Here is an 11,835-nt window from a genome sequence, read left to right on the forward strand (position 1 = left end):
GAGGATAGGATATGTGTAAATTGTTTTTTTCAGAATGCAGAAAAATGAAATGGCCGCTTATTTTTCTACTGATTTTATTAGAGGCGGTTGGGACATGGCTTCTTGCGGCGGGCAGCGTAAAATCTTTGGCGTACTATTTTACGCCGAATTGGCTGACACTCTATTTTCAAGCGGTGTCTTTTCATGGCATGTTCTTCCTGCCGCTTTACACCGGGATTTTTGCGGCTTTTCTATGCTTTTATGAACACAAAAACGGAGCATGGAAGCAGCTGCTTACATTTCCCTATCCGCGCTGGAAAATCTTTTTGTCCAAATTCTCAGCGTTGATTGCTTTAGTCGCGTTCATGCAGCTGATTTTTTTCGCAGGCTATCTCATTACGGGCAGGATTGCCGGTGTAGAAGACACCATTCCGTGGAAACCGGTTTTGCAGGGCATTTGGGGTGGCTGGCTGGCGTGCTTTCCTCTTGCCATGCTGCAGATCGGGCTGGCTTCCCGCTTCAAATCCTTTGGAATGGCCCTGCTGTTCAGTGTTTCTGCGGTGATTCCCAATATTGTCCTGAGTGGGCTTCCTGCTTCCCTGGGCGCGTGGCTCCCATTTATTCCCCCGTATTATGCCATGTTTCCGCAGGGATTAGATCTTTCTCCCAGACTGGAACCCGTATCGTTTGGATTGATTCTTGGAGTTGATTTTCTCATCTATCTTGCAATCGGCCTACGGTCTTTTATCCGTAAAGACTGGATGTAACTAAGGAATAACAGCCTGGCAGCCAACAGAAGTTTCGTGCCAGACTGGCTCTTTTCCGCATATTTACCGTACATCTCCTGCCTCCTGAAAGGGTGTGATCCTCACATAATCTACATACATATAATCCGTTGCAAAATTCGGATTTCCGCACCAGTTATTGGGAAACCATGCCCCCACCCAGAATTTGCCCGCATGAAAAGGCACCGTAGTTGTAATACTGCTTGTCAAAATGCCGTCACGGTAAAAATCTACCCTTTTTGGGTTGGTATGCCAGTCAAAACGGTAAATATGCCATTTCCCGTCATCCTGTACGGTGGGGGTTTTCATAAGCTTTGATGTTCTGTATTCGTCACTTTCAATATCATCAATCCAGACCGTATTGAGCACATTGGAAAAATCTACGGTAGTTCCCGGCATTTCAATATCAATTTCATGATTTATTTCGCCATCGTTATAATAGGTCCACATGGCGGATAATGCCCCCATTTCCGGCAGAACTTTCATCCTTACTTCATAGCTGCCGGAAGCATAGCTGTTGATCGTTTTCAGACATCCGCCGGTTCTCTTCCCATCTGCGCGTAAAGAGCCGTCACTGTTGATTCCCCTTATGGGTCCCTCATATCGATCGCCATTTCCCTGGATTATAAGCATACCGTTATTGACGGATATATTATCAGGAAGCACTCCGCCGTTTACATTTTCTCCGCCCCACTGCTGGTAAGCGATCTCCCATTTGGAAGTGTCTACGGAAGTGCCGGTAAAATCATCAAATAATTCATCGCCTAAAACAGAAGCGGTTTTGGCGCTTACCCCGGTACATTTAGCTGTTTCTCCGGATGAAGTAACTGCAGATACTTGATAGGAATGTGCCGTGCCCGGGGCCAGTCCGGTATCTGTAAAAGCATTAACAGAACCCGTATAGATCAATTGGCCATCCCTATACAGTTTATAAGTTTCTGTTCCGGCGAGTTCATTCCAGCTAAGCCCGATATAGGTTGAGTTTACCGTGACTGCTGCCAGTCCGGTCGGTGATGGCTGGCCTGTGCCCTTACCTTCAAGTTTTAAGGCATCCAGATATGCATATCCTGAGCCGGAATTTTTATATGTAAATACCTGAACTTTTACCGTACCTTTAACCGGGGTGAAGGTAATTGCTTTTTGCGTATAGGAGGTTGTGTTATACGACAGCTGGAATTTTCCGCCGGCAAGCTTCCTGCCATTGCTGTCCATACAATCAATGCCAAGATATGCTGCTTCGCCTGTAACGCTCACTCTGCCGAAACCGGAAAGCGTGTAGTAATTTTCTGATGAAATTCCGGTAATCAGCTGGCCCAGCCCTCCCTTGCCGGTGCCGATACATAACGCTTTGCCTGTACTGTCCGCTCCGGGAGTCACAATTTTAGTAGCTGTTGATTCCCCCAATTCATACCAGCTGCTCTTTGCTGATTCAAACCCGGGATTGGATATAAGATTTGCCGCTGCCGAAGCTTCAAGAGATCCGGAATTCATGGTCTGGGACGGATATCCATTGAATAATGCCATAAATAGAACCATGGAAATGAAAATGCCTGTTGCTTTTTTTAATTTAATACCCCTCATCTTAATACTCCTTTTTATCTGCTTATAGTAGTTGTCCGTATTATTTTTATGGTATAAGGATGAAAAACGGTGTTATTTAAATATCGGCAAAATTCATGATTGTTTTAAATTTATGAAAGAATTTCTTTTTCCTTTTTATGATAAAATTCCATTCAGTGGATGATTACAGGTACTTTTCCATTTATGTTAATATTTAACAAGGAATCTGACGAATAAGGAACCATTGCCAAACGCATTCTGAATTTTAAACAGGGGCGGTGTGGAAAACGTTGATTTACAACTTGCAGGCATAAGATCGCCGGATAAAGGAGGAAATTCCGGGTTTTATCAAATAAATGGAATCCGGATGCTTAGGAAGAGGTATGAAAAAACTATTGTTTGGTATATCCGGTTTACCGTTATTCGATGGTATAAAACGTTATAATTATGTAACGGGCATTCATTATCTGAAATCTATAGGGCTTGATGCCATGGAACTGCTTTTTGTCCGGAATGTCAATGTAACGGATAACAATAAGGAGGCCATATTCGAGGCAAAGCAGAAGGAAAGCTTTTATCTTTCAGCCCATGCATCACATTATATAAATCTAAATGCCGATGATATCACGAAACAGGATCAATCAGTCAAAAGGATAATTGCTGCTGCAGAAGGGTTGATAAAGGTCAAAGGAAAGAGTTTGATATTTCATCCAGGTTTTTACTTAAATGACTCTAAAGAGGAAGCTTATGCAACCATTAAGAGCAATCTGATGAAGCTTCCTGATTGTGGGGTGGATTACAGGCTTGAGACGACTGGAAAGGGATCGCAGTTCGGAACGCTGGAGGAATTGGTTTCGCTATGTAAAGAACTTTCTCTGTGCAAGCTTTGTATTGATTTCTCACACATTCACGCGAGATCAAACGGTGGTCTTAGAAGCTATGATGATTTCGCCGGTATTCTAAAGTATGTTCTTGACAATCTGGGCAGAACCGCCATAGAAGATCTGCATATTCACATGGGGGGAATAAAATACACTCTGAAAGGGGAAAGAAGTCATGCTCCATTAATGGAAAGCGACTTCAACTACAGAGAATGTCTAAGGGCTATAAAGGATTTTGGTGTACGGGGGTGTATAATTGCTGAAGGGCCTCTTTTGGAGAGGGATGCTTTGCTTCTAAAGGAAACCTATGAAAAATTATAATGATATATAAGCTTTGGAAGGCTGTAAGCTATTGAGTCAAAGCGATATCTGTGATAAAATTTCAGGGAAGAGCAAAGATTGAATCCCCATAGGAGGAAAAAATACATGTCCAAAATGGTAGTATATCATGGCAGCTATACAATCGTAAAAGATCCATATGTAAAATCCGGACATTACACCAAAGATTTTGGAAATGGATTTTATTGTACCATTATGAAAGAACAGGCAGAGAGATGGGCTAAGCGCTATAATACGCCAATGGTGAATATTTATGAGGTAAAAATAGATGATTCACTTAGAATACTGGAATTTAAAGAAATGACAGAAAAGTGGCTTGACTTTATTATTGATTGTAGACATGGAAAAGAGCATAATTATGATATCGTTATAGGAGCGATGGCAAATGATCAGATCTATAATTATATAGCAGATTACATGGAGGGTATCATTACTAGAGAACAGTTTTGGATTATGGCAAAGTTTAAATATCCGACACATCAGATCAATTTCTGTACAAAAGAGGCGATAAACTGTTTAAAATATCGTGACTGTCAGGAGGTAATAAGGTGATAGGGAGAGAAGAGAAGAAGGATAATGATTTATTTTTTACATGTAGTTTCATTGACTATGTAGCAAGAAAAACAAAAAATAAAAGGAATATTGTTGTACAGAAACTTGGTAAAGATAGGATAGAAAAGATATATGACTTAGCAGATATTTATCATAGCTATAATATAGAACAGGTTGCTGCAGAGTTTATAGAAGAAGCGGAAATACCTATAGGTACTTTTGATAATGTGAAAGAATGTAACTATGCGATTCCTACACATTGGGATATTGGAAAAGTATATAAGCGGCTGATAATAGGCGTTGCCGCTGCAAAAAACATTGATATTATCGAAGCATTGTTTGAAGTATATGATTCCTTTATTTGTGAATTACTGGATGATTATAATGGTAGTTTTTATTATGAAAATCCTCAATTTATACTAGAAACTTATTTATCAGGTAAGTTAGAAGATTAAGTTTAATGAAGTAAATCCAAAATATTTATTTTACTACGTGACAAGCGAGGTTGGATAAAATCGGTTAGATGCTTATACAGCCAAAGATATAAGAAAAGTTCTTACACCGCTAACACCGAAACAATTACAAGATCAATTCATCATCTTCGTCCACCCAATCGGCAAATGTCAATTTGTTTACCGGAGTATTCGCTTAAATGACCGTCTGTATAAAATTCGAAATATCAGTGAGGTGAATTTATATGTTAAAAAAAGCCTTGAAATCTGCGATAGGAGTAAGTATAGGAGTAACGATTGGCAGCGTTGTTTTGCCCCGGGTACTATTTTCCGAGCTTTATAACAATACATATCCGCCTATATTAAAACAGATACTGCTATATTTTATAATTTCCTATATTATTTGCTTTCTTGTTGCTCTGTTGGTCGAATGGATAAAAGCAAAGGTATTAAACGCCGATAATCGTTGATAAGATTGTCGGCGTTTAATACCTTTGTTGACTGCAAGGGTGTGCTAATGATTTCCTGTTAATTTAATTGCCGGCGTTGGTGGCTCAGACATGCCATTACCAAGGAAAAAGCTGGTATGGGGAGGCTGATTGTATGCAACATTTTGCCAGGCGACACCCAGGCGGTATACCGGATCATGCATGAGGGTATAAATACGCCGGGTGGTGACGTCAGTCGTTGTATAAATACGCAGATAACGATTGTCGGATGTTCTGAAAACAACCTCTTCTCTCCAGTCACCAAAGAGGTCGGCCTGTAAACATGGGGTTGCCTTGGTCCCGTTATTGGAAGCGCAGCCGTCGGCACTGAGCAAGGTTTTGCCGCCATACTTGGTAATGGTTGTTCCGTCTAATAATTCTCTGAGTTCATCCCCGTCCCACCAGATGGCGAAATTCACCTGAGAGGGGGCGGTGCCTATATTTTGCCCGGTACTGCTGTATAAGGGGGACCCGGAAGCCCATACTTCCTCTCCGGGATAGCTGGCTGTTATATCAGCAGAGCAGGCTCTGCCTATATCGCTTGAAGCGTTGAATTTAAATAGTACACTGCCTGTTTTCGCGTCACGCATAGCAGCCCCGACTCCGCCGTTACTTTTCGTGGACTCAAAGCAGCTCCAGATTTCCAAACCGGGACGATTCGGGTTTAAGTCTCCTAAATGCATGGCGTCACCGTGTTGTAAGCCGGTTGTATATAACCCTTTTCCGTTGTTGTCTATGGTACAGGCTCCATATACAATTTCATCCATGCCGTCACCATCTACATCAGCAACACTGAGATTGTGGTTTCCCTGTCCCGCGTAACCGGAGTTACCACTGCTGTTACTGTCGAAAGTCCAGCGTTTTGTGAGTTTGGAACCGTTCCAGTCATATGCTGTAAGAACTGCTCTTGTGTAATATCCGCGGCACATGACCAGACTTGGATGCACTCCGTCCAGATAAGCAATGCATGCAAGAAAACGGTCTACACGGTTCCCATAGGAATCTCCCCAATCTGATACCTTTCCTCTGCCCGGTTCATAATTCGCCGTATAGAGCGCTTTTCCGGTAAGCCCTTCAAATATAGTTAAATACTCTGGCCCTGACAATATATATCCGGAAGAATTTCTGTAATCTGCACTGGGGTTTCCAATGACGGTACCAAGACCGTCTTTGCTTCCATCCGCTGTTTTACAGGCAACCTCGGCTTTTCCGTCGCCGTCTAAATCATATACCATAAACTGAGTATAGTGAGCGCCTGCCCGTATATTTTTGCCTAAGTCGATTCTCCAAAGGCGGGTTCCGTTCATTTTATAAGCATCCAGGTATACGTTGCCGGTGTATCCGCTTTGAGAATTGTCTTTCGCATTCGAGGGATCCCATTTCAATATAATTTCATATTGTCCATCCCCATCTAAATCTCCTACGCTGCAATCATTCGCATTGTAGGTATAAGAAACTCCATCCGGTGTCGTACCTCCCGACGGTATCTGCAGAGGAATTTGCAGATAATTGCTGTTCCATACACGGACAGCAGATGATTTTTTCTGTTCTGCACCATTGACTACAGCGCTTACTTCATAAGAGGAACTGGTGTTTCCTGCCGTATCTAGGTAATTACTGGCTCCGGTAACAGTTGCTATTTTCGTTGATCCACGATAAAGGTTATAAGAAACGCCCGAGTTTTCAGTCCCTAAAACTCTCCAGCTGATAAAAACACCATTATTTACTTTAACGGCTGTTACACCGCGGTCTAAGTATTCCATCTGCCTTGTCGGGGCTGCTGTTGCCATTCCCTGCGGAAGGTTCAATACAAAAACAATTGCAAAAATTAAAGTAATGAGAATTGATTTTTTAAACATCTCCTTACCTCCTTATTTTTATTTGGTTTTTGAAAAGCTTCCTTTCACGATTATTTTATTCACGTAATCAATATAATGATCTCTTGTAAAACATGCATGATGAAATTTGCACTCTTTTGTCAAAAAATGTGAACGGATAAAAATCATTCCTCCAAAGAGTCCGTTTCCTTTTTACGATATTCAATTGCAGTCATTCCTGTGATACTTTTAAATAACTTGGAAAAATATGCTATATCATAGTAGCCTACATTTTGTGCAATTATATTTACATGAAGATTTGTTGTTTTTAATAATTTTTTTGCCTCTTCCATTCGAATATGAATGAGCAATTGCAATGGGGTTTGTCCGTATTTTAATTTTGTACAGCGTATCATATATGCGGGATGAAAAGAAAATTTGTGTGCCAATTCCGTCAAATTAAAAGGTTCCGCATAGGAAAGCTTTAAAAAACTGTAGATTTCCTCAGCAAGATCTTTCTCATGAGGCTTTTCACCGGATTCACAAATGTGAGCTATTATTTTCATAAAGAGAATCTGGTAATCAATTTGTGAAGAGGCTGAATTGTAGAATAGTTTTTGCTGATTGTATTTATCAATCTTAACTTGGGATATCTGATCCAAATATTCCTCAATATCTCTGTTATATTTGGGATTTACCGTTCCATATTGCGGGATGGAGATATAAAATTTGTCCTTTTGATAATATTTATTTTTATTCATCTTAGCCGGTAAATAATGAGCCGGCTTCTCGGAGAATGTAAAATCACCGGTGGAATAAAAATGGATCCAGGAAAAGACAGTATCTTCATTACAGTGACGATAACCTGCATGGGTTCTGTCAGGCGCTAAAATCAAAAATTGTCCCTTGTTCACATCAAAGTGTTTTCCGTCTTCCTCCATATACATAGTCCCGCTGCGAACATAAATCAAATCAAACGTGTTATGAATGACACGCCGCTCATGTTTGTCGCCTTTGCGAAAAATGGATATACCGCCAACGATTAAATGGGGCATAGGCGGGCTGATAAAATTTATAAACATTGTGCTATCCTCCAAATGAATCATGAAGTTTATTGTATTATTTTATCACTATTTCATAATTTATACAAGAAAAAATGCATTTTATTATATAAATTTAGCTAAAATCATCATATAATAAGTTTGTTTTCTTGATTATAAGATTTTGATTCCCCAATTATAATGACCTTGTACAAGCAGGTCAAATGTAAGGACGGTCAGGAAGGAGGAAACCGATTCCATGACCTGCCGGAGAATTTCATCGAAAAAAACGATTGGGAGGGTTATTTATGGGTTCATCTGATTCAAAAATAAAAAAGGTATTAAAAAACTATCAATTTTCATTTATTTTATTATCAGGCGTAGTAGCTGGCGCTCTTATTGGATTCATATTCGGCGAAAAGGCGTCCGTGTTACAGCCATTTGCAGATGTGTTTCTCAATTTGGTGTTTTGTCTTATCGTTCCTGTTGTATTTGTATCAATTGCTAATTCAATTGCAAATATGGGGAATTTAAAAAAGCTGGGCAAAGTTTTAGGTATCTTTTTTGCTGTAATTGTTATTGGCGGTCTTATCACATCCTTGCTGGCTGTGAGCGCTGTTACCATTTTTAATCCGGCGAAAGGCGTAGCCGTTGAGTTTACGGAAGAAATTGACCCGGGAAATACTTCGCTGAATTTTGTTAATATGTTTACAACGTCTGATTTTGTAAATTTATTATCGATTAAAAACATGATGGCATTAATTATTTTTGCGATTCTGTTTGGGATTGCGGTGGCAAGCATAGGTAAAAAAGGAGATCCGGTGGTAAACTTATTTACCAGTTTAAGCGAAGCGCTTGGCAAAATGGTCTCTATCGTTATGTTATATGCTCCGGTGGGCATTGCCTGCTATTTTGCTACTCTCATTGGCAAAATGGGCAGTCAGATTATTGGTTCTGTAGCCCGTATGTCCATTATTTATGCAGTATTCTGCAGCTTGTTTTTTATTGCCTTTGGCATTATAGTTCCTTTTCTCAGCGGTGGGAGAGAGGCTGTCCGGCGCTATTGGACGCATATCTGGTTACCGGCAACGACTGCGGCAGGTGCATGCAGCAGTACAGCATGTATTCCGGTCAATCTTTTAGCAGCTAAAAAAATGGGGATTTCAGATGAAATCAGCAGTTTAGTAATTCCGTTAGGTGCCAGTATGCATAAAAATGGTGTTGTTTCCGTTCAAATTGTTAAAATAGCTTTTTTATTTGGCGTTTTTAACATGGTTATGGGACCGGAGGATATTGTAAAGGCAGTTATTGTTGCACTTCTTAGCGGAATTATAGTTGGAACCATTCCCAGCGGCGGATTTATTGGTGAAATATTTATCTGTACTGCATTTGGTTTTCCAACATCTGTAATTCCGGTTATTGTAATTATGGGAACAATTACAGATCCTTTCTGCACCATGAATAATGTAACCGGGGATACAGCCATGGCAATGCTGATTACGCGGATTGTAGAAGGAAAGAACTGGATCATAAAAAAAGCAGAAAGCATTGCAGAACATGAATGAAACCGGAGGTATTGACATGACACCCGATGAGATTATTTTACAAGATCTTGAAGAAATATATATAGGAAACTTAAATACAGTAGATGCAGATTTAGCATTACCGTGCAGGGGAAGACTCGGATCTGATTTTTGCTGGCAGTCAAAGGAAACACTCTTTTTAAGTCATGATGGGAAAGTAACGCGGCCTTCCTATGGAGTTGGAAACCGGATCGTTCCGCTTATTGTTACCGCTCATTATAAAAATGCGTGCGCGCAGAAGGAATATAAAGTGACGGTATTGAAACAGCCCCGTGATACCGCGTTTACGGAAATTTTACCGGTAAACATACAAGCTGAAATGGGAGGTCCGGTAACCTTACCTCCTGTTGTAATTGCAACGGAAGACACAGGGGGCCGGGTTACGCTTCCTGTGGTCTGGGAAGTGTTTGAAATGCCATCCGATCCTTGCGTCATCCATATTACAGGCATCATAGAAAAAATTGATTTAAGAGCAGAAGCGATTATAGAGTTTCAGGCAGATATTGAGGCAGAACAAGAAAGCGTTCCTGAGGTTAAGGCGGCTTTTTTCCCAACAGGGTCTGTAAACTTAAAAGACGGCACTCTGTTTTATGAAGCTCAGGAGCACATGATTCAATATCTGCTTCAAACGGATGATGATCAGATGTTATATAATTTTCGGGCTGCAGCTGGTTTGGATACAAAGAAAGCTCAGCCCATGACCGGCTGGGATGCGCCTGAATGCAGCTTAAAAGGACATACGACCGGACATTACTTATCGGCTCTTGCATTAGGCTTGAATGCAGCCCACAATCCGGATTTAAGCAGGAAAACGGATTATATGATCCAGTCACTGGAAGAATGTCAGGAGGCCCTTGAAAAACGCGGCTGTCATTCCGGATTTCTGAGTGCTTACTCCGAGGAACAGTTTGATTTATTAGAAAAATATACAACATATCCAACGATATGGGCCCCTTATTATACCTTAGATAAAATCATGTCAGGACTATTGGACTGTTATTTGATTGGGAATAATCAAAAAGCCCTTAAAATAGTTACTAAAATGGGGGATTGGGTCTTTGAACGGTTATCGAAGCTCTCCCAAAAACAGTTAAATAAAATGTGGTCTTTGTACATTGCCGGAGAATTTGGCGGGATGATTTCGGTAATGGTTCATCTGTATCATGTGACCCAAAATGAAAAGTACAGAAAAGCAGCATACTTTTTTGGCAATGAAAGGCTGTTTTATCCCATGCAGGAAAATATCGATACATTAAAGGACATGCATGCAAACCAGCATATACCTCAGATCATTGGTGCTCTGGAATTATTTAAGGCCGGGGGCTCCGAAAGATATTTCCGCATTGCAGAAAATTTTTGGAATATGGTTACAGCTTCCCATGCTTATAATATTGGCGGTGTCGGGGAAACCGAGATGTTTCATGAACCTGGCAGGGCAGCTGAATATATCACGGATAAGACGGCAGAAAGCTGTGCCAGCTATAATATGTTAAGGCTTACTTCCATGCTGTTTGAATGGTGCCCCTCCGGTTCTCTGATGGATTATTATGAATTGGTTTTATACAATCACATCATGGCATCCGGCAGCCACACAGATGATGGCGGGACCACCTATTTTATGCCATTACGGCCGGCGGGGCAAAAGGAATACAATACCGATGAGAATACCTGCTGCCATGGTACGGGATTGGAAAGCCGCTTTCGCTACATTCAGGATATCTATTCCTATCATGAGAAAGAGCTGTATGTAAATCTGTATATCGCCTCTGTCCTGGATACAGGCGATATGAAGTTAGAGCAGAACTGGTCTGTTAAGAATCCGGGTTACTCATCATTGGTTATAAAAACTGCAGGGGAACGAACATTATGTTTACGGGTACCTGCCTGGACCAAAGACGATTTTACAGTCAAAGTCTGTGGGCAAGAACAGAAAAAAGATCCTTTTACCGATGGATACATACGTATCTCCCGGGATTGGAGTATCGGAGACACCATTGAAGTATATATGCCATATCGTTTTCGGATCATACCGGAACCCGGCCGTACGGACCTCGTAAGTATTGCCTGCGGACCATTTATTTTAGCGGCATTATCGGAAAGTGAAGATTATTTGCTGTGTCCCGATGATATTGAAAGCCTGAACAGCGGCATGAAGACACAGGATTCCCCCTTGCATTTTAATTGGAATGGGATATGCTATATGCCAATTGCAGAGGTTAATAAGGAAAAATATCATGTTTATTTCCGGCGTAAATAAAACTGTCTCATAAGCAAAAAATGGAGCCCCAAAACGAATTTTGGAGCTCTGTTTTTTGCTTTTTATAGATAATACCGGATATTCAAGCCGGAACGGATCAAT

Annotated in this window: 10 protein-coding genes; 7 read left to right on the forward strand and 3 right to left on the reverse strand. The window is 40.8% G+C overall.

Annotated features, from left to right (window positions below; translation table 11 throughout):
- The first annotated feature begins 20 nt into the window (after nt 1-20).
- Entirely contained in the window at nt 21-746 is a 726-nt protein-coding gene (locus tag BQ9856_RS06025) for an ABC transporter permease (RefSeq protein WP_159441961.1), read from the forward strand.
- Nucleotides 747-809: 63 nt separating this feature from the next.
- Here BQ9856_RS06025 and BQ9856_RS06030 read toward each other — a convergent pair whose 3' ends face one another.
- A complete protein-coding gene (locus BQ9856_RS06030) occupies nt 810-2,345 on the reverse strand; it encodes a family 16 glycosylhydrolase (protein ID WP_077610234.1) in 1,536 nt (511 codons plus the stop codon).
- A 362-nt stretch (nt 2,346-2,707) separates the two neighbouring features.
- On the opposite strand from BQ9856_RS06030, the gene BQ9856_RS06035 reads away from it, so the two are divergent.
- The 4 genes from BQ9856_RS06035 (at nt 2,708) to BQ9856_RS06050 (ending at nt 5,018) form a co-directional block, all read left to right on the forward strand.
- On the forward strand, nt 2,708-3,526 hold the full coding sequence (locus BQ9856_RS06035) for a TIM barrel protein (RefSeq protein ID WP_077613263.1): 819 nt from the start codon (nt 2,708-2,710) through the stop codon (nt 3,524-3,526).
- 105 nt (nt 3,527-3,631) lie between these two features.
- The gene (locus tag BQ9856_RS06040) at nt 3,632-4,096 is read left to right on the forward strand and encodes a DUF3990 domain-containing protein (RefSeq protein ID WP_077610235.1); all 465 of its coding nucleotides are present in this window, start codon (nt 3,632-3,634) and stop codon (nt 4,094-4,096) included.
- Nucleotides 4,093-4,551, forward strand: coding sequence for a hypothetical protein (locus BQ9856_RS06045; protein ID WP_077610236.1), 459 nt, complete (start codon nt 4,093-4,095; stop codon nt 4,549-4,551). Before BQ9856_RS06040 ends, BQ9856_RS06045 begins: the two co-directional genes overlap by 4 nt.
- Nucleotides 4,552-4,793: 242 nt before the next feature.
- Complete coding sequence (locus tag BQ9856_RS06050; protein WP_077610237.1) at nt 4,794-5,018, forward strand: DUF3021 family protein; 225 nt, start codon at nt 4,794-4,796, stop codon at nt 5,016-5,018.
- A 44-nt stretch (nt 5,019-5,062) separates the two neighbouring features.
- Here BQ9856_RS06050 and BQ9856_RS06055 read toward each other — a convergent pair whose 3' ends face one another.
- Nucleotides 5,063-6,895: a rhamnogalacturonan lyase gene (locus tag BQ9856_RS06055; RefSeq protein WP_077610238.1), complete on the reverse strand. Its 1,833-nt coding sequence runs from the start codon at nt 6,893-6,895 to the stop codon at nt 5,063-5,065.
- A 143-nt stretch (nt 6,896-7,038) separates the two neighbouring features.
- Entirely contained in the window at nt 7,039-7,959 is a 921-nt protein-coding gene (locus BQ9856_RS06060) for an AraC family transcriptional regulator (protein ID WP_328587235.1), read from the reverse strand.
- 242 nt (nt 7,960-8,201) lie between these two features.
- Here BQ9856_RS06060 and BQ9856_RS06065 point away from each other — a divergent pair, with 242 nt between their 5' ends.
- Together BQ9856_RS06065 and BQ9856_RS06070 are read left to right on the forward strand one after the other, a co-directional pair.
- Nucleotides 8,202-9,458: a dicarboxylate/amino acid:cation symporter gene (locus BQ9856_RS06065; protein WP_077610240.1), complete on the forward strand. Its 1,257-nt coding sequence runs from the start codon at nt 8,202-8,204 to the stop codon at nt 9,456-9,458.
- A gap of 16 nt (nt 9,459-9,474) precedes the next feature.
- Nucleotides 9,475-11,733 (forward strand): beta-L-arabinofuranosidase domain-containing protein, encoded by a 2,259-nt coding sequence (locus BQ9856_RS06070; protein WP_139348759.1) that lies wholly within the window; start codon nt 9,475-9,477, stop codon nt 11,731-11,733.
- Nucleotides 11,734-11,835 lie beyond the last annotated feature (102 nt).

Origin of the sequence: Clostridium sp. Marseille-P2415 (assembly GCF_900155545.1) — a bacterium.
GTDB lineage: Bacteria > Bacillota > Clostridia > Lachnospirales > Lachnospiraceae > Lacrimispora.

Coding starts and splice junctions, on each gene's coding strand:
- BQ9856_RS06030 (WP_077610234.1), bottom strand. CDS start 2,345: ATGAGGGGTATTAAATTAAAAAAAGCAACAGGCATTTTCATTTCCATG.
- BQ9856_RS06035 (WP_077613263.1), top strand. CDS start 2,708: ATGAAAAAACTATTGTTTGGTATATCCGGTTTACCGTTATTCGATGGT.
- BQ9856_RS06040 (WP_077610235.1), top strand. CDS start 3,632: ATGTCCAAAATGGTAGTATATCATGGCAGCTATACAATCGTAAAAGAT.
- BQ9856_RS06050 (WP_077610237.1), top strand. CDS start 4,794: ATGTTAAAAAAAGCCTTGAAATCTGCGATAGGAGTAAGTATAGGAGTA.
- BQ9856_RS06055 (WP_077610238.1), bottom strand. CDS start 6,895: ATGTTTAAAAAATCAATTCTCATTACTTTAATTTTTGCAATTGTTTTT.
- BQ9856_RS06060 (WP_328587235.1), bottom strand. CDS start 7,959: ATGATTCATTTGGAGGATAGCACAATGTTTATAAATTTTATCAGCCCG.
- BQ9856_RS06065 (WP_077610240.1), top strand. CDS start 8,202: ATGGGTTCATCTGATTCAAAAATAAAAAAGGTATTAAAAAACTATCAA.
- BQ9856_RS06070 (WP_139348759.1), top strand. CDS start 9,475: ATGACACCCGATGAGATTATTTTACAAGATCTTGAAGAAATATATATA.